Origin of the sequence: Pseudoalteromonas sp. NBT06-2, assembly GCF_002276045.1 — a bacterium.
In the GTDB taxonomy this organism is placed as follows: Bacteria; Pseudomonadota; Gammaproteobacteria; order Enterobacterales; family Alteromonadaceae; genus Pseudoalteromonas.
In genome coordinates this window covers 1-19,311 of sequence record NZ_NQMR01000072.1, presented here as the reverse complement: position 1 = coordinate 19,311, position 19,311 = coordinate 1, and the positions used below count along the sequence as shown (strand labels likewise).

Below are 19,311 nucleotides of genomic sequence, written 5' to 3'. Positions count from 1 at the left end.
TTACACCTCTTTATTATGTTTAAGGCGTTTAAGGTTTATTATGGCTTTTGAGTACTTATCTGAGCAAATCAATCAGCGAAAAAAACAATCATTGTTCCGACAACGTTTCGTTATTCAAACGAGTAGTGAGCGTTTTATTGAAATAGAAAACAAGCAATATCTTAATTTTGCCAGTAATGATTATTTATCTGTTAATGCCAGCTGTACTAAGCTTGATAGCAATACTAAACAGGGAAGTACGAGTTCTGCTTTAGTAACGGGCTTTCATCAAGAACATGTAGATCTCGAAAACTATTTATCAAAGTTAATGGGTTATGAATCGTGTTTACTGTTTAGTAGTGGTTTTAGTGCTAATGCAAGTGTATTAAAAACCTTAATGAGTAATAGCGATACCGAAATTTTTCAAGATAAATTAAATCATGCAAGTTTGATTGATGGTGGTTTAGCTAGTAAGGCAAAAATGTCACGTTTTAGACATAACGATTTAGAACACTTAACTACAAGATTAGAGAAATCAGATAGTCGTCATAAATTAATTGTGACTGAAGGTGTTTTTTCTATGGATGGTGATAAAGCGCCCGTATCTAAATTGAAGAGCTTAGCTCATAAATATAATGCTTGGTTAATGGTAGATGATGCGCATGGTTTTGGGATTTGTGGTAATACTGGTTTAGGAAGTTGTGAAGAAATAAAGCCCGAATTATTAATATTAACCTTTGGCAAAGCTGTTGCCAGTTCTGGAGCCTGTATTTTGTGTTGCAATGAGGTAAAAGATTACTTATTGCAATTTAACAGAGAATATATTTTTTCAACAGCCATGTCTCCTTTTATGGCAAAAGTTACGCAAGATGCAATTACTGAAGTCGTTAATGCAAATACCCAAAGAAATAAACTTAGACATAATATAAATTTATTCAAAATAAGTTTTAAAAAGAACTGTGCTCAATTTGATGTACAGCTACTTGATTCAGGTACTCCAATACAACCCATTATTGTTAAAGATCCACAATTAGCATTAGATATATCAAATCAAATGAAACAAAAAAAAATTTGGTTGACCGCAATAAGGCCTCCAACGGTGCCAAAAAATACAGCTAGATTAAGAATAACAATTACAGCAGCGCATAGTGAAAGTGATATAGCATGTTTAATAGATGCACTTGTTAGAGTATTTGAAAATAATTTATGAGTTTAGTAAACCCAGAGCAACAGTGTAAAATTGCAACACAAATAAAATTTTCACAAGCCGCACTTAAATATAAAGAACATGCTTGTGTGCAAAGTCAAAGTGCAAAAATATTATTAGATCACATTGTAGATAATAACTCTGGTAGATGTTTAGATATAGGAGCTGGTCCAGGTGTTAATACATTCGCTTTATCTCAAAAGTATTCTGAAGTGGTATCTCTCGATTTAAGCATTTCTATGTTAGATAAAATTAATACGATTAATGGCAAAGGTACATTTAAAGTGTGTGCGGATATGGATTGTTTACCTTTTAAAGATAATAGCTTTGATGCCATATTTAGTAATTTTGCCACTCAATGGTCACAAAACCTGCCTAAGTTGCTTAAAAATATTCATCAGATTTTAAAGCCTGGGGCAAAGTTCTATTTAACAATTGTCTGTGATGGTACTTTAAAAGAAATTGCACAGGCATGGCAAGCTGTAGATAAAGAAAAACATATAAATGATTTCGTTAAACCCAGAGATTTGCTCAAATATATTGAACAAGCGAAGTTTAAACTTAAAAGTTATGATTTAAACTGCCATCAAGATCATTTCTCAGATCCTTTATCAGCGATTAAATCTATCAAACAGATAGGCGCATCTAATATGGTACAAAAAAAAATGAATAAAGGTTTAATGGGGAAAAACCAGTTAAAAATCTTACTAAATGCTTATCCGAAGAGTGAAGCAAAGTTTGATGTGAGTTATCAAGTTGCATATTTAACATTAGAAAAAACAAAATAAAGAATTGAGAATGAATTTAATGAATCGCTATTTTATTACAGGTACAGATACAGATGTAGGTAAAACATTTATTACAAGCTTATTGATGAAATTTGTCAAAAAACAAAAACATAAAGTGCTGGGATTCAAACCTATTGCAGCAGGGGCTGAATATGCCTTTGGCGAACTTGTAAATGAAGATGCTCTAACACTGTTAGAAAGTGGTAATGTTTCGGTACAGTACAAGCTTATAAACCCATATATCTATGAACAAGCTATTGCACCACATATAGCATCAAAAATAGAAGATGAAACAATTACAGTTGAAGGAATCAATAAAGCATATTCGTTGATTAACAATGAAATTACAAAAGATGACTATTTGTTCACCGAAGGAGCGGGTGGTTGGGCATTACCTATAAATGATAAAGAATATTTATATGATTGGGTGTGTGAACAAAATATACCCGTTGTTTTAGTAGTGGGTTTAAAATTAGGTTGTTTAAATCATGCTTTACTAACTCAAGCACATATGAAGTCTCTGAGTATCAATTGCGTGGGTTGGATAGCAAATCATATAGATCCAAACATGGCAATGCAGCAACAAAATATTGAATCTCTAAAAGAAAGGCTCAATATGCCATTACTAGCGGTTGCGCCTTTTCATGATAAAAAATCAAATAGCATGCCAAAACTACAGATATATAAAGCACTAAAAGCAGTATTAAACTTAGAATAATTAAAGAGAATAAATATGAGTGGAACACAAAGAGCAAATATAAAATCGGGTCTGGAAGTCAAAATTGTTTTAAAACAAGACCAAAGAACAGGAAAATTAACCCAAGGGATCGTAAAAGATTTATTAACAAATTCATCTAATCATCCCCATGGTATCAAAGTGAGATTACAATCGGGAGAAGTAGGGCGTGTTAAAGAAATATTAAGTTAATATTTATTGGACAAATTAAGAATTTTAGACATATTAAAAACTCGTCTATTTATAAAGATATTTTAATGACTGAGCTTGAATTCAAAGATATAAACTTTATTACAAAAGAGCTTCTCGACAATACGTCTGCAGCGACTTATTTTGAGCAATTCGATCAATTGTTTAAATACATGTTTGATAAAGCACAATATGAAACAGATGAAGCAATGTACGAAATTGCCCGACTCAATAAAGAGCATAAAGTATAAAATCTTATTGATTTCAATAAGCTTTTATACAAATTTAAGATTTAAAAAGTGCCCCATACAGAGAGTTTAATCTCAGGTTCTCTTTTTCTTTTTTCGATCTGACTACCTTCGAATATACCAGAACGATCATCCTCATAAATAAATCTAGATCGTGTATATTCTCCAGTGTTAAGATGTTCTACTAGAAGTTGTACTTTAAGGCCATCAAAATAAGTCGTTTCAATAAATGCTTCAATACGATTATTTCCCTCAAAAGTACGAATTTCATCTACAAGATAAAAAGTATCAGTAAAATGACTGATTAACTCAACTCCCCAAGCTAATTTGTACTCTGTTAAATCCTGTCTAAATTCAATATTAAACTGCTCAGGAGTATAATCATTGATAATACGATCTTGATTGATAATAGAATCAAAATACTCGGAGCGATTATATTCATAAGAAATTTCAAGTAAACCATTAGGAATAAAGCTATCTAAAGGTAAATTAAGATCCGTTTCAAAACCCCAAAAAATGGCATCGCCAGCATTTCCTATAGCATGACTTACATTACCGTTATCTGATGGTAATATAATGTACTCTAATATATCTGTATGCCATTTATAATAAAGGTTAACAGATAAGCTTCCTTTCTCACTGAATCCCCAATCAAGCTTAGTACTTAATTCAGTATATTGATTTGGTGCGAGGTTTGGGTTCCCCGCTGTATTCCGATCGTCAGTGGTATCTGTACTTGCTGCAAAATCATTAAAATTAAGTTGCCCTACGTTATGCTCAGCCAAGATATTTAATTGTAAGTCGGAATTAATACTATAGTTAGCTGATAATCTCGGCTTTAAAAATTTGAATGTTTGTTCGTTTGTTGCATCACCGGTCAATTCGATTTTTGAAATTTCACCAGTTAAGCCACCCTCAATTGATAAATCATCTGTTGCGGTGTATACAAAAGTTACAAAGGCTTCACCTCTAAATTCTTCTACGACAACATTAGCAGCCTCAAGATTTAGGACTTGGTTATTCTCAATATACTCTAATTCTGTATCAAGTTTATTGTTTGCTATCTCAAAGCCATATTCAGGTTTAAACTTACTATCGCTAATTTTTCCATAGGTATTTCTAAATATATACTCTGTTTTATGTCGATCTTGTTTGAATTTACTATCAGAGTTATTATCTTGGGATAAATAGTTTTGGTGAAAAGCATTTTCATAATTTTGTTTTTTGTTAACAGCTAAACCTAATATGTGCCATTTCCAGTCATTATCATTTCCAACCCAATCTATACCAAACTCAAGCTCTGTATTTGTATTATTTTCATTGAGTAGCCAAAATTCATCAATTTGTACAGTGGGTGAGTCGCTATGAGTGATATCTCTTGTTATATCTCCTTGCCATTGTTCACCACCCACTCGACCATTGAGTGTGAGTTTACCTGTTGTAAATTTTTTTGCACCTTGGGTATTAATATATCCAAAGTTATTTTTTTCATCTCGAATTTCATTGGCACTTTTTGTTATTTCGTCTTCACTATCTTTATTTTCAACAATAGCTGTTCTATAACCGACCCAACCACCAATGTCCGTATCAAAAGTAGTATCCCATTGACCTATTTGCGTTGTGATCGCAGCCTCTATATTTGGCCTTAAATCATCATCTGGTGCTCTTCTTGCTTTAATAGCCCAAGTGCCACTTGTGATATTTTTTTTACGTATGATATTTGCGATAACAGATTGTCCAGCTACTTCACTTGAGCCTTTACCACCTCGAATTATTTCAATTTTTTCAACTTGCTCTACTGGAATTCTGATTAAAGCGGCCCTGAGGCCACCTGATTTCGAAGTAGGGCGCGACCCATCAATTAATACATTTCCAGCATTACCGCCAAAACCACGTTCATTTGAGCCACCATCAAACGAAAAACCGGGCAGTCTATCTATCATATCGTAGGCATTTTGAGGATGGTATTGCATGAAAAATGAAGATAGATAAGAGGATGAATTATGTGAAACGTTTGATTCATTGGCACTAAGATATAAAGAAGGTAAAATAAAGAGACTAATCAAACCAGACTTACGCTTAAAGGGGGCTTTAAAATTCATGATATTTATATAAACTGTTTAATTGAAACGTATTTTACAATTGTAACTGATTTGTACAATGATATTCAGGGAAAACTGTTTCAAATTATGTCTTTGTATTAATATTAGATGTTTATTTATTCATTAAATATGCTTTACGATTAATTTCATTTAAAATAGCTTTTATTCCATTACCACGAGATGGGCTTAGGTGTTTTAAAAGAGCCATTTCCTCAAATTCTTTATTGGCATCGATCAAAAGGATTTGATTAGGTGTTAAATCAGAATATAAGTACAAAATAATACTTAAGAGTCCTTTTACTATTCGGGTATCTGAATCTGCGGCTATCAATAACTTACGCTCTTCATTATTAAAATTGATATACAACCAGACATTGCTTTCACAGCCATCAACTATTGCACTATCAACCTTAAGTTCTTGAGGAAGAACTGGAAGTTCTTTACCTAGGGTCATAATTTCACGATATTTTTCTTGCCATGAACCTGCTTGAGTTATTTGATTTTTTACATTTATATAAGAATCATTCATATTAGTACTTGTTTGTTAATCTAATAGCGATAAACACTGTTTTAGATGTATAATAAATTGTTGAATTTCATTTTTTGTATTATAAAAAGCTAAGCTGATACGGACTGTTCCTTCAATATTTAAACATCTCATTAAAGGCTGTGTACAGTGATTGCCAACTCTTACAGCAATACCGCATTGGTCTAATAAAGTTGCGATATCAAAAGGGTGCTCATTTTTGTAATTAAAACTAATAGTACCTATATTTAGTTCTAAATCACCATATAATATAATACCTGAAATTTTTTCAAGTTGGGATTTTAAATATATAAAAAGTGACTTCTCGTGTGTTTTTTGATCTAAAAAGTCTATTTTGTTCATAAAATCTATGGCACAACCAAATGAAATTACCCCTGATATATTGGGTGTACCCGCTTCAAACTTTCCAGGAGCATCGGTAAAAGTACTAGTGTCGAAGCTGACTGATTTAATCATTTCCCCTCCGGTTTGATAAACGGGTAAGGAATTTAATAGTTCATATTTACCATATAAACCACCTAAACCTGTTGGACCAAGCGATTTATGGGCAGAAAACACATAAAAATCACAATTTAATTTTAACATGTCAGGCCTTAAGTGCATAAAAGCTTGAGCACCATCAATAATTGTAATTGTCTGGTATTTTTTGCTGTATTGAATGATATCCGTTATAGGTTGAATGTTTCCTAAAGTGTTCGAAGCATGAGAAATACTCAGTATTTTAGGTTTATAAAGATCAATTAGTTGGTATGTAGTTTCTAATTTTATTTTTTCAGTAGTCTCATCTAGAGGGATTATTTTTAAAATAGCGCCAGTGTTAGCACAAACTTGTTGCCAAGGGACTATATTTGCATGATGTTCTAACGCACTGATTAATATTACATCCCCTGGATGTAAAAAGTTCGAAAGACCATTAGCTAATAAGTTAAGAGATTCCGTAGCTCCTTTAGTCCATACAATTTCTTTAGCTTGAGCATTTATAAACTTTGCTACTTTATTACGTGCCTCTTCATATGAAACAGTCGCACGATCACCTAAGGTATGTATACCACGATGAACATTTGAATTTGAATTTGAGTAAAAATAATTTATTGAATCTATAACACATTGTGGTTTTTGACTTGTGGCACCTGAGTCGAAATATATAAGAGGTTGCTTGTTAACTACTTGTTTTAAAATAGGAAATTTTTTTCGTACTTTATCAATATCTAGCATTATATAAAATCAAACAGAAAATAAAGCGGTATATTAAGGGAATTGTACAATAAAAGCGAGATAGAAGTAATAGTTGAATTATAAGAATAAGGTACATTCTAGGTGTACCTTATTCATTATTGACTAATAATTATCTTTTATCAGCGTTATCGTAGTCACGCTTAGTATAACCAGTATACATTTGGCGAGGACGGCCAATTTTTTGACCAGGTTGAGATAACATTTCATCCCAATGTGAAATCCAACCAACAGTGCGTGCCATCGCGAAGATAACAGTGAACATACTTGTTGGAATACCAATTGCTTTTAATATGATACCTGAGTAGAAATCTACATTAGGGTATAGTTTTTTCTCAATAAAGTACGGGTCTTCTAAAGCAATTTTTTCTAGGCCCATAGCAACTTCTAGTAATGGATCTTGTATATTTAACTCTTTTAAAACTTCATGGCAAGTTTGACGCATAACTGTCGCACGTGGATCGAAGTTTTTATAAACACGATGACCAAAGCCCATTAGACGGAATGGGTCATTTTTATCTTTAGCTTTAGCAACATACTCTTGAATACGGTCAGCAGTACCTATTTCTTCAAGCATAGTTAAACATGCTTCGTTCGCACCACCATGAGCAGGACCCCAAAGTGAAGCAACGCCAGCAGCGATACAAGCATATGGATTAGCGCCTGAAGAGCCTGCGATACGTACTGTTGAAGTTGAAGCATTTTGCTCATGATCTGCATGAAGCATGAAAATGCGGTCCATTGCTTTGGCAAGAACAGGACTTACTTTGTATTCTTCAGCAGGTACAGAAAACATCATATGTAAAAAGTTTTCTGCGTAGCTTAACTCATTTTTAGGGTAAACAAATGGTTGACCTATTGTGTATTTGTAAGCCATTGCAGATATTGTTGGTAATTTTGCAACTAATTTAACAGCGCTACGTTTACGTTGTTCTGGATCAGTGATATCTAAATCATCATGATAGAATGAAGATAAAGCACCAACAACACCACATAGCATAGCCATAGGGTGTGCATCTACACGAAAACCTTGGAAAAATGCACCTATTTTCTCGTGCATCATAGTATTTGTAGTTATCTCATTTTCGAAAATAGCCATCTGCTTTTTGTTTGGCAATTCGCCTTCAAGTAACAAGTAACATAATTCAAGGTAGTTAGACTGTTCTGCAAGTTGGTCTATTGGATAACCACGATGTAAAAGAACACCTTTAGCACCGTCGATGAAAGTGATAGCTGATTCACAAGAACCTGTAGACATAAAGCCTGGGTCGTATGTGAAATGGTTGTGAGCGCCTAAAGTACGTACGTCGATTACATCTTGACCAGCTGTGCCTGAATAAATTGGTAACTCAATTGGTTCAAGACCATCGATATGAAGTACTGCTTTCTTGTCTGCCATCTAAATCATCTCCTGTTATAACAAATCAATTGTTATGATTTTAAGTCTATTGTTAAGCAAATTAGTTCTATTTTAACGTATAAATGGGGATAAAAGTCAATATTAATGGAAAATAATGCAAAAAAGTATGATAAATATTCAGAAAAGATTGAATAGTATACTAAAGGCTAATTTGCAAGGTATTATAATTAAACAAAAATTGTAAAATCTTCAGGGGGAATATATACTAAGTAAGGTTTATTCTTATGAATTAAACCTACTGCATCTGAAGTAAACGTGTAGTACCTGTTTTGGCTCGTCACCTTAGTGGGTTTGTTTATTTTGATAGTTCCATTTTATTTTATTAAATTCAATAAGATTAGATGGGTGTGTAAAAACAATAGTTGGGTCCTAAATGGGCCAGATGGGCAAGTAACTGTGAAAAAGCAAAGACCTGTAAATCTCGATCTATCGACTATTTCTATGCCTGCAACTGCTAAAGCGTCAATTTTGCACCGTGTAACCGGTGTTGCGTTGTTTTTTGCTTTAACTTTTGTAATTTGGGCTTGGTCAGAGTCTCTTTCATCACCAGAAAATTTTGAATTTGTAAAGGGCCTATTTAGTGGGTTCGTTGCCAAGTTCATTGCATGGGGTACTGTCACTGTATTGGCATATCACATTATCGGTGGTATCCGTCATATCATTATGGATATGGGATATTGGGAAGAACTTGAATCAGGCAATAACAGCGCAACAATCTCACTTATTTTGTGGGCTGTAGCTGCAGTATTAGCAGGGGTATGGATATGGTTGTAAATCAAGCATCTCTAAAACGTAATGGCGTACAAGATTTTGTATCTTTACGTGTTACAGCATTAATATTAACGGCATATTCGTTATTCATTATTGGTTATTTCTTAACAACTCCACAAGTCACTTTCGAGGCTTGGCAGGGATTATTTTCAAACTTAGCTGTTAAAGTTTTTACATTTTCAGCTTTAGTCTGCATGATGTTACATACACAAATAGGTTTATGGCAAGTACTAACTGATTACGTTAAATCTGCAAAATTACGTGCAGTATTAGGCTTTATTTTGAACATGATGTCATTTGTGTATGTTGCGGTTGGTTTATTTGTATTGTGGGGTGTGTAAGTGAATTATTCAGTTCGTGAATTTGACTCAGTTGTAATTGGTGCTGGCGGTGCCGGCATGCGTGCAGCGCTTGCTATTACAGAATCAGGTAAAACCTGTGCACTTATTTCTAAAGTTTTTCCTACACGTTCTCATACAGTATCAGCACAAGGTGGTATCACTGTTGCGCTAGGTAATAGTCATGAAGATCATTGGGAGCAGCACATGTATGATACTGTTAAGGGTTCCGATTTTATCGGTGACCAAGATGCTATCGAATATATGTGTAAAACAGGTCCAGAAGCAATTATCGAATTAGATAAGATGGGTCTGCCTTTTTCTCGTTTTGAAAATGGTACTATCTATCAAAGACCATTTGGTGGCCAATCGAGAAACTTTGGTGGTGAGCAAGCAGCACGTACAGCAGCAGCAGCAGACCGTACAGGCCATGCTTTACTTCATTGTTTATACCAGCAAAATGTTAAAAATAAAACAAACGTATTTTCTGAATGGTACGCACTTGATTTAGTCAAAAATCAAGAAGGTGCCGTTATAGGTTGTACTGCAATTGATATTGAATCAGGTGAAGTGGTTTTCTTTAAATCTCGTGCAACTGTTTTGGCAACAGGTGGCGCAGGTCGTATTTTTGCATCAACAACCAATGCACACATCAATACAGGTGATGGTGTTGGTATGTCACTTCGTGCAGACATACAAATGCAAGATATGGAAATGTGGCAGTTCCATCCAACTGGTATAGCGGGAGCTGGTGTACTTGTTACAGAAGGTTGTCGTGGTGAAGGCGGTTATCTTTTAAATAAAGATGGCGAGCGTTTCATGGAGCGCTATGCTCCAAATGCTAAAGATCTTGCTGGTCGTGATGTTGTGGCACGTTCTATGATGACAGAGATCCGTGAAGGTCGTGGTTGTGATGGTCCTTGGGGTCCACATATAAAGCTTAAACTTGATCATTTAGGTCAAGAAACATTAGAAAAGCGTTTACCAGGAGTGTGTGATTTATCAAGAACATTCGCCCACGTTGATCCTGTTAAAGAACCAATTCCAGTTATTCCTACATGTCATTACCAAATGGGTGGTGTACCGTGTAATGTAAACGGTCAAGCATTATCTATTGATCATAACGGTAACGAAAAAATCGTTGACGGTTTATTTGCAGTAGGCGAAATTGCATGTGTATCTGTACATGGTGCTAACCGTTTAGGCGGAAACTCATTATTAGATTTAGTTGTATTTGGTCGTGCTGCGGGTAATTTCCTTGGTACATACTTGAATGATACACAATCTTCAGAACATTCTAATTCAGATGTTGAATCAGCTCTTGCTCGTTTCAATAGGTGGGAAAGCTCTAAACCTGGACAAGGTGAAGATCCTGTTCAAATCAAAAAAGACCTTCAACAATGTATGCAATTAAACTTCTCGGTATTCCGTGAAGGTGATGCTATGGCACAAGGCATGAAAGAGTTAACTGAAATTCGTGAACGTTTGCAGCATGCACGTCTTGATGATAAATCAACAGAGTTCAATACGCAGCGTATTGAATGTTTAGAGCTGGATAACTTAATGGAAACTGCTTTCTGTTCTGCAAAAGCTGCTAACTTTCGTACTGAATCTCGTGGTGCACATGCCCGTCAAGATTTCACTGAACGTGATGATAAAAACTGGTTATGCCATTCTATCTATTCACCTTCTACTGAAGAAATGACAAAGCGTGATGTAAACATGGCGCCAGTGCATCGTGAAGCTTTTCCACCTAAAGCACGTACATACTAGGAGCAGTTCGATGAACTTAGCATTTTCAATCTATCGTTATAATCCTGATGTTGATACGGCACCACGTATGCAAGAATACCAACTTGTATTAGAAGATGGTAGCGATATTATGGTACTGGATGCATTAATCCAGTTAAAAGAGCAAGATCCAACCCTATCCTTTAGACGTTCATGTCGAGAAGGTGTATGTGGTTCTGATGGTCTTAACATGAATGGTAAAAATGGATTAGCCTGTATTACGCCTTTATCGACTCTGAAAAGAGGCAATAAAGCAATTGTAATACGTCCACTTCCTGGTCTACCTGTAGTACGTGATTTAGTAATTGATATGACGCAATTCTATACTCAGTACGAAAAAGTAAAACCTTATTTGATCAACAATGATATTAATCCTCCAGCGCGTGAGCACCTTCAAAGTATTGAAGAGCGTGATAAGCTAGATGGATTATACGAATGTATTTTATGTGCATGTTGTTCAACGTCTTGTCCATCATTTTGGTGGAATCCAGACAAGTTTATAGGACCTGCTGGTCTTCTTCATGCGTATCGTTTTCTTGTGGATTCTCGCGATACAGCAACAGAAGAACGTTTAGCAGATCTTGATGATGCATTTAGTGTTTTCCGTTGTCACGGGATCATGAATTGTGTCAGTGTGTGTCCAAAAGGCCTTAATCCAACTAAGGCTATTGGTAATATCAAATCTATGTTACTTAACCGTTCTATCTAAGTAACCAGATTTAACAATATTTAGATGGCTATATATCAATCTTATGGCTATCTTTGTGTTAAACTATTTCTGCGCTAGAGAAAAGGGCTTATAAATGCACGAAGGTGTAATGAAGGCATGGTTAGATTCATCTCACATGAATGGCGGAAACGTCGCTTATGTAGAAGACCTATATGAAGCGTATTTAGATGATGCGACTTCGGTGCCAAATGAATGGCGTGAAGTGTTCGACCACTTACCAAAAGTAGATGGTGTTGATGTTGAGGCGAAACACTCAGATATCAGAGCACAATTTCAAACGCTTGCAAAAAACAAACATAAAGAAGTCGTTGTTGCGACCGGTGGAGCAGCTGATGCGAAGCAGGTCAAAGTTCTACAACTAATTAATGCATTTCGATTTAGAGGCCATCAAAGTGCCAATCTTGATCCTCTCGATTTGTGGAAACGAGATAAAATTCGTGAATTAGAGCTTTCGCATCACGACTTATCTGAATCAGACTTCGAACGCGAATTTAATGTAGGTTCTTTTGCCATTGGCAAAGATACCATGCCTTTAGGTGAGCTATATAAAGCACTAAAAACTACCTACTGTGGTTCTATTGGCGTTGAATATATGCATATCACTTCGACAGAAGAAAAACGTTGGTTACAACATCGTTTTGAGTCAGTCCAGTCTACGCCAAACTTCACTAAAGAATCGAAACTGCGAATCCTTCAGGGATTAACAGCAGCTGATGGTCTTGAAAAATATTTAGGTGCGAAGTTCCCAGGTGCAAAACGTTTCTCACTTGAAGGTGGTGATTCGTTAGTTCCAATGTTAAAAGAACTTGTTCACCGTGCTGGCGAAAGCGGGCAAAAAGAAGTTGTTATTGGTATGGCTCACCGTGGTCGTCTTAACGTACTTTTAAATGTGCTAGGTAAAAACCCATCAAATTTATTCGATGAATTTGCTGGTAAAGCACAAGTTAATTTAGGTTCAGGAGATGTTAAGTATCATATGGGTTATTCATGTGATTTTGCTACCAAAGGTGGCAATGTTCATATGGCATTATCATTTAACCCATCTCACTTAGAAATCGTAAATCCTGTTGTAATGGGCTCTGTTCGTGCGCGTCTTGATCGCTTAGGTTGTAAAGATGGCTCAAAAGCATTACCCATTACTTTACATGGAGATTCTGCAATTGCAGGTCAAGGTGTTGTACAAGAAACATTTAATTTATCACAAACACGCGCCTTTAGCGTAGGTGGAACAATTCGCATAGTTGTAAATAACCAAGTTGGTTTTACAACATCGAAGCAAGAAGATGTGCGTTCTACTGAGTACTGTACTGATATTGCAAAAATGGTTCAAGCGCCTATCTTTCACGTAAATTCGGATGATCCTGAAGCGGTTACTTTAGTAACGCAAATTGCGCTTGATTACCGTAATAAATTTAAACGTGACATCGTAATTGATTTAGTGTGTTATCGCCGTCACGGTCATAATGAAGCTGATGAGCCAAATGCAACTCAGCCTATTATGTATCAAAAAATTAAAAAACATCCAGTTCCTCGTCAGATTTATGCTGAACAACTTAATGCTGAAAATGTTATTTCACTTGAAGAATCCAAGAAAATTGCAAATGATTATCGCAACAGTTTAGATGAGGGAAAATGTGTTGTTGAAGAAAAACTACCTGAAACATCACATTCATCTGACTGGAGTAGTTTTGTTGGTCATGATTGGGATGCAGAATACGATGGTAGCCTTTCAGTTGAAAAACTTAGAACACTTGCTACAAATATCTCAAAATATCCTGATGATACTAAAGCACAATCACGTGTAGCAAAAATTTACGTTGATCGTAAATTAATGGCTGCTGGTGAAAAGCCTTTAGATTGGGGCATGGCTGAAAACTTAGCATATGCTTCAATTGTCAATGATGGTAATGATATTCGTATGACAGGTCAAGATTCTGGTCGTGGCACATTCTTCCATCGTCATGCTGTTATTCATAATCAAAAAGATGGTACTACCTTTACACCTTTAGAAAACATTCGTGAAGGTCAAGGTAAATTTGAAGTATATGATTCAGTTTTATCTGAAGTTGCTGTTCTTGCTTTTGAATATGGTTATGCTACAGCGGAACCTACTACATTAGTTATGTGGGAAGCACAGTTCGGTGATTTCGCTAACGGTGCTCAAGTTGTTTTTGATCAATTTTTAAGTTCCGGTGAGCAAAAGTGGGGTCGTTTATGTGGTTTAACTTGTATGCTACCTCATGGTTATGAAGGTCAAGGACCAGAACATTCATCTGCTCGTCTAGAACGCTTTTTACAACTGTGTGCCGATCATAATATGCAAGTTTGTGTGCCATCAACACCTGCCCAAGTTTATGCTATGTTACGCCGCCAATCAGTTAGACCACTGCGTCGTCCACTGATTGTAATGACACCTAAATCATTATTACGTCATCCTTTAGCTGTTTCTTCTTTAGAAGAATTATCTGAAGGTGTTTTCCATAATGTAATAGATGAAATTGATGATCTTAAAGTTAACGATGTCGAACGGGTTGTATTTTGTAGTGGTAAAGTATATTACGAATTATTACAAGAGCGTCGTGCAAAAGAGCTAAATAACATCGCCATTGTTCGTATGGAACAGCTATACCCATTTCCTCATGCGGAAATGGAAAATATAGTCAAACGTTATAGTCACGTAAAAGATTTTGTTTGGTGTCAAGAAGAGCCACAAAACCAAGGCGCATGGTATTGTTCTCAGCATCACTTTAGACAAGCAATTCCAGCCGGTACATATCTAAAATATGCTGGGCGTCCAGCTTCTGCAGCACCTGCATGTGGCTCTAAATCTTTACACGACATTGAACAAGCAACATTAGTTGCAGACGCTCTTACAATTAATAAATAAAGGACCAGAGATGACAATCGAAATTAAGGTTCCAGTTCTTCCTGAATCTGTAGCAGATGCAACAATCGCAACTTGGCATGTAAAAGTTGGTGATACTGTTAGCCGCGATCAGAACTTAGTAGATATCGAAACAGATAAAGTTGTACTTGAAGTTGTTTCACCAGAAGATGGTGTTGTAACCGAAATTAGCCAAGAAGAAGGTGCTACCGTATTAGGTGAGCAACTTATCGCATTAGTTGGTGCAGCTGGTGCTGTAGCAACTCCAGCAAATACACAAGCGTCTGCAGCTGCAGCGCCAGCATCAGAAGGTAACCCAGTGGATATTAATGTTCCAGTACTTCCAGAGTCAGTTGCAGATGCAACAATCGCTACATGGCATGTTCAACCAGGTGAAGCTATATCACGTGATCAAAATCTAGTTGATATTGAAACTGATAAAGTTGTTCTTGAAGTTGTTGCACCTGAAGATGGTGTTATGGGCGAACATCTTCATGCTGAAGGCGATACAGTTCTTGGAGAACAATTAATCGGTAAAATCCTTGCTGGCGCAGCACCTGCTTCTGAGGTGTCAGTAAGCGCTCCAGCGGTTTCAGATGAAAGCTCAGATGTATTAACTCCTTCTGTACGTCGCCTAATAGCAGAAAAAGGTCTAGATGCTTCTAAAATTAATGGTACCGGTAAAAATGGCCGTGTCACTAAAGAAGACGTCGATAAGTTCTTAAAAGCACCTGCACCAGTAGCTAAAAAAGCACCAGAGTCTGTGGTTGCAGCACCCGTTGGTGAGCGTACGCAAAAACGCGTACCTATGACTCGTTTACGTAAAACAATTGCTACACGTTTACTTGAAGCTAAAAACTCTACTGCAATGTTAACAACATTTAACGAAGTAAACATGAAACCAATCATGGATCTTCGTAAGCAGTACAAAGATGCATTTGAAAAGCGTCATGATATCCGTTTAGGCTTCATGTCCTTCTATGTAAAAGCGGTAACAGAAGCGCTTAAACGCTTCCCTGCGGTTAATGCATCAATTGATGGCGATGATATTGTTTACCATAACTTCTTTGATATGAGCATTGCAGTATCAACTCCACGTGGTCTAGTAACACCTGTACTGCGTGATTGTGATAAAATGTCTTGCGCAGAAATTGAAAAGAATATTCGTGAACTCGCGCTTAAAGGCCGTGATGGTAAATTAACCATCGATGATATGACAGGTGGTAACTTCACCATCACTAATGGTGGTGTATTTGGTTCATTACTTTCAACTCCTATCTTAAACTTACCACAAGCAGCTATTCTTGGAATGCATAAAATCCAAGATCGTCCTATGGCAGTTAACGGTAAAGTTGAAATCTTACCTATGATGTACTTAGCATTATCTTATGATCATAGATTAATTGATGGTAAAGAATCAGTTGGTTTCTTAGTAACAATTAAAGAGTTACTAGAAGATCCTGCTCGTTTATTACTCGATGTATAATACATTAGATTAATACTTAAGCTGCACTTTAGGTTGCAGCTTTTTTTTGATTGATTTTTAGCTCTTATTTAGATTGAAAATTAACAACTGCGAATAAATATCAATTTTATTGGCAATTCTTGATACAGGGTATTTCTTTGTATCGTGCGGGGATCTATACTATCCGCGCAATTTGGGAAGCTGAATAAAAATTCAGCTTGATTAGTACAAATAAATTGGATAAAGCATCATGAATTTGCATGAGTACCAGGCAAAACAACTTTTTGCCGAATATGGTTTACCAGTGTCGGAGGGGTTCGCTTGTGATACTCCTCACGAAGCTGCTGAAGCCGCCGACAAAATCGGTGGTAATATGTGGGTTGTTAAAACTCAAGTTCACGCAGGCGGTCGCGGTAAAGCTGGCGGTGTTAAGTTAGTTAAAACTAAAGAAGAAATTAAAAATTTCGCACAACATTGGTTAGGTAAAAACTTAGTTACTTACCAAACTGATGAAAATGGTCAACCTGTAGCTAAAATTTTAGTTGAAAGCTGTACTGACATCGCTAACGAGTTATATCTTGGTGCTGTTGTTGACCGTGCTTCACAAAAAATCGTTTTTATGGCTTCTACCGAAGGCGGTGTGGACATTGAAAAGATTGCAGAAGAGACTCCTGAATTAATTCATCAAGCTGAGATTGATCCACTTGTTGGCGCTCAACCTTACCAAGCACGTGAATTAGGTTTCAAATTAGATTTAAATCCGACTCAAATGAAGCAATTTGTTAAGATCTTTATGGGTCTTGCTAAAATGTTCCAAGATTTCGATTTTGCTTTATTAGAAATCAACCCGTTAGTTATTACTGACGAAGGTAATCTTCACTGTTTAGACGGCAAAATTGGTATTGATGGTAACGCTTTATACCGTCAACCTAAAATCCGTGCGTTCCACGATCCATCTCAAGAAGATGAGCGTGAAGCACAAGCTGCACAATGGGAACTAAACTACGTTGCTCTTGATGGTAACGTGGGTTGTATGGTGAATGGTGCAGGCCTTGCGATGGGTACTATGGACATCGTAAACCTACATGGTGGCAAGCCAGCTAACTTCCTTGATGTTGGTGGCGGCGCAACGAAAGAGCGTGTTGCAGAAGCATTTAAGATAATTCTTTCTGATGAAAACGTTAAAGCTGTTTTAGTTAACATTTTTGGCGGAATCGTACGTTGTGACATGATTGCTGAAGGTATCATTGGTGCAGTTAAAGAAGTTGGAGTCAGTGTACCAGTTGTTGTACGTCTTGAGGGTACTAACGCTGAAGCTGGTCGTGAAGTATTAGCAAACTCTGATGTTGACATCATTGCTGCAGTGTCTTTAACTGATGCTGCTGAAAAAGTAGTTGCTGCTGCGGAGGGCAAATAATGTCTGTATTAATCAATAAAGATACAAAAGTAATCTGTCAAGGTTTTACTGGCGGCCAAGGCACTTTCCACTCTGAGCAAGCGCTTGAGTATGGTACGCAAATGGTTGGTGGCGTTTCTCCTGGTAAAGGTGGACAAACTCACCTTGGTTTACCTGTATTTAATACAGTTCGTGATGCTGTAGAAACTACGGGTGCAACAGCATCTGTTATCTATGTACCAGCACCTTTCTGTAAAGATGCAATCTTAGAAGCAATCGATGCTGGCATCGAACTGATCGTGTGTATCACTGAAGGTATTCCTACATTAGATATGGTTGATGTAAAAGTTAAACTAGATACTTCTGGTGTTCGAATGATTGGTCCTAACTGTCCAGGTGTTATCACTCCAGGTGAGACTAAGATTGGTATTATGCCTGGCCACATTCATAAGCCAGGTAAAGTAGGCATCGTATCGCGTTCGGGGACTTTAACTTATGAAGCTGTTAAACAAACTACTGATGCTGGTTTCGGTCAATCTACTTGTGTTGGTATCGGCGGAGATCCAATTCCAGGTACTAACTTTATCGACGTTCTAGAAATGTTCGAAAAAGATCCACAGACAGAAGCAATCGTAATGATTGGTGAAATAGGTGGAACTGCGGAAGAAGAAGCTGCAGAATACATCAAAGCAAACGTGACTAAACCTGTTGTATCTTACATTGCTGGTGTTACTGCTCCAGAGGGTAAGCGCATGGGTCACGCTGGAGCTATTATCGCTGGCGGTAAAGGTACTGCTGACGAGAAATTTGCTGCATTAGAAGCTGCTGGTGTTAAAACTGTACGCTCACTTGCTGAGATCGGTAAAGCTCTTACAGAAAAAACTGGCTGGTAATCAACCATTTAGTTTATGTTTATAAAAAGGTCACTTAGGTGGCCTTTTTTAATGTGTAAAATAAAGTTATTTAACAAATTAAAATATTAATGTTAGTATCGAAAACATGAAAATAAATACTAAAATAACTAATAATAAAAAGCTTCACTCTTGCTGCTGCTGTAAATCACTGCGGCAAACTTTTAGTATCTAATTTTAAAATAAATTTTTAAAAAGGCCGTAGAGAAATCTATGGCCTTTTTTTGTGCCTTATTATAAATATAAATAGTGAGATGATAATGGAATATAAAACCAAAAAATTAGAAATATATGATACATATGAACGAAAAATTCGACCATTTAAATCGATAAATAAAAATAATGTCGGCTTATACGCTTGTGGGCCAACAGTTTATGATTATGCACATCTTGGAAATTTAAGAACATATATCTTTACAGATGTACTCAGAAGAGTATTAGAAATTAATGATTATAATGTCAAGCATGTAATGAATATCACAGATGTCGGTCATTTGGTTTCGGATGGAGATACAGGTGAGGATAAAATGGCTAAGGGAGCTAAAAAGCAAAATAATACCAATCAGATTATTTAAA

The 19,311-nt window shown here is 36.3% G+C and carries 18 protein-coding genes; 14 read left to right on the top strand and 4 right to left on the bottom strand.

Features of this window, described 5'->3' with window-relative positions; genetic code table 11:
• Positions 1 to 40: 40 nt before the first annotated feature.
• The 5 genes from CJF42_RS14650 (at position 41) to CJF42_RS14630 (ending at position 3,150) form a co-directional block, all read left to right on the top strand.
• Entirely contained in the window at positions 41 to 1,189 is a 1,149-nt protein-coding gene (locus CJF42_RS14650; RefSeq protein WP_095367408.1) for an 8-amino-7-oxononanoate synthase, read from the top strand.
• Complete coding sequence (locus CJF42_RS14645) at positions 1,186 to 1,974, top strand: methyltransferase domain-containing protein (RefSeq protein ID WP_095367407.1); 789 nt, start codon at positions 1,186 to 1,188, stop codon at positions 1,972 to 1,974. Before CJF42_RS14650 ends, CJF42_RS14645 begins: the two co-directional genes overlap by 4 nt.
• A gap of 19 nt (positions 1,975 to 1,993) precedes the next feature.
• On the top strand, positions 1,994 to 2,692 hold the full coding sequence (bioD, locus tag CJF42_RS14640; protein ID WP_095367431.1) for a dethiobiotin synthase: 699 nt from the start codon (positions 1,994 to 1,996) through the stop codon (positions 2,690 to 2,692).
• A gap of 15 nt (positions 2,693 to 2,707) precedes the next feature.
• Entirely contained in the window at positions 2,708 to 2,902 is a 195-nt protein-coding gene (locus CJF42_RS14635) for a YwbE family protein (protein WP_095367406.1), read from the top strand.
• A gap of 65 nt (positions 2,903 to 2,967) precedes the next feature.
• Positions 2,968 to 3,150, top strand: a complete 183-nt coding sequence (locus tag CJF42_RS14630; protein WP_095367405.1) for a hypothetical protein — start codon at positions 2,968 to 2,970, stop codon at positions 3,148 to 3,150.
• 41 nt (positions 3,151 to 3,191) lie between these two features.
• Here CJF42_RS14630 and CJF42_RS14625 read toward each other — a convergent pair whose 3' ends face one another.
• The 4 genes from CJF42_RS14625 to CJF42_RS14610 form a co-directional block, all read right to left on the bottom strand.
• A complete protein-coding gene (locus tag CJF42_RS14625) occupies positions 3,192 to 5,249 on the bottom strand; it encodes a TonB-dependent receptor domain-containing protein (RefSeq protein WP_095367404.1) in 2,058 nt (685 codons plus the stop codon).
• A 112-nt stretch (positions 5,250 to 5,361) separates the two neighbouring features.
• A complete protein-coding gene (locus CJF42_RS14620; RefSeq protein ID WP_095367403.1) occupies positions 5,362 to 5,778 on the bottom strand; it encodes a SufE family protein in 417 nt (138 codons plus the stop codon).
• A 15-nt stretch (positions 5,779 to 5,793) separates the two neighbouring features.
• Entirely contained in the window at positions 5,794 to 7,011 is a 1,218-nt protein-coding gene (locus CJF42_RS14615; RefSeq protein ID WP_095367402.1) for an aminotransferase class V-fold PLP-dependent enzyme, read from the bottom strand.
• Between the two features lie 130 nt (positions 7,012 to 7,141).
• A complete protein-coding gene (locus CJF42_RS14610; protein ID WP_095367401.1) occupies positions 7,142 to 8,428 on the bottom strand; it encodes a citrate synthase in 1,287 nt (428 codons plus the stop codon).
• Positions 8,429 to 8,845: 417 nt separating this feature from the next.
• Here CJF42_RS14610 and sdhC point away from each other — a divergent pair, with 417 nt between their 5' ends.
• The 9 genes from sdhC (at position 8,846) to CJF42_RS14565 (ending at position 19,310) form a co-directional block, all read left to right on the top strand.
• Positions 8,846 to 9,223, top strand: coding sequence for a succinate dehydrogenase, cytochrome b556 subunit (gene sdhC, locus CJF42_RS14605; protein ID WP_095367430.1), 378 nt, complete (start codon positions 8,846 to 8,848; stop codon positions 9,221 to 9,223).
• Positions 9,214 to 9,561 (top strand): succinate dehydrogenase, hydrophobic membrane anchor protein, encoded by a 348-nt coding sequence (sdhD, locus tag CJF42_RS14600; RefSeq protein ID WP_095367400.1) that lies wholly within the window; start codon positions 9,214 to 9,216, stop codon positions 9,559 to 9,561. The genes sdhC and sdhD overlap by 10 nt, the downstream gene beginning before the upstream one ends.
• Complete coding sequence (gene sdhA / locus CJF42_RS14595) at positions 9,562 to 11,331, top strand: succinate dehydrogenase flavoprotein subunit (RefSeq protein ID WP_095367399.1); 1,770 nt, start codon at positions 9,562 to 9,564, stop codon at positions 11,329 to 11,331.
• A gap of 10 nt (positions 11,332 to 11,341) precedes the next feature.
• Positions 11,342 to 12,058: a succinate dehydrogenase iron-sulfur subunit gene (locus CJF42_RS14590; RefSeq protein WP_095367398.1), complete on the top strand. Its 717-nt coding sequence runs from the start codon at positions 11,342 to 11,344 to the stop codon at positions 12,056 to 12,058.
• Positions 12,059 to 12,152: 94 nt separating this feature from the next.
• Positions 12,153 to 14,966 (top strand): 2-oxoglutarate dehydrogenase E1 component, encoded by a 2,814-nt coding sequence (gene sucA, locus CJF42_RS14585; protein WP_095367397.1) that lies wholly within the window; start codon positions 12,153 to 12,155, stop codon positions 14,964 to 14,966.
• Between the two features lie 10 nt (positions 14,967 to 14,976).
• The gene (odhB, locus tag CJF42_RS14580; protein WP_095367396.1) at positions 14,977 to 16,449 is read left to right on the top strand and encodes a 2-oxoglutarate dehydrogenase complex dihydrolipoyllysine-residue succinyltransferase; all 1,473 of its coding nucleotides are present in this window, start codon (positions 14,977 to 14,979) and stop codon (positions 16,447 to 16,449) included.
• Positions 16,450 to 16,678: 229 nt separating this feature from the next.
• Positions 16,679 to 17,845 (top strand): ADP-forming succinate--CoA ligase subunit beta, encoded by a 1,167-nt coding sequence (gene sucC / locus CJF42_RS14575; protein WP_095367395.1) that lies wholly within the window; start codon positions 16,679 to 16,681, stop codon positions 17,843 to 17,845.
• Complete coding sequence (sucD, locus tag CJF42_RS14570; RefSeq protein WP_095367394.1) at positions 17,845 to 18,717, top strand: succinate--CoA ligase subunit alpha; 873 nt, start codon at positions 17,845 to 17,847, stop codon at positions 18,715 to 18,717. The genes sucC and sucD overlap by 1 nt, the downstream gene beginning before the upstream one ends.
• Before the next feature lie 278 nt (positions 18,718 to 18,995).
• Entirely contained in the window at positions 18,996 to 19,310 is a 315-nt protein-coding gene (locus tag CJF42_RS14565) for a hypothetical protein (protein ID WP_095367393.1), read from the top strand.
• Position 19,311: the final 1 nt, after the last annotated feature.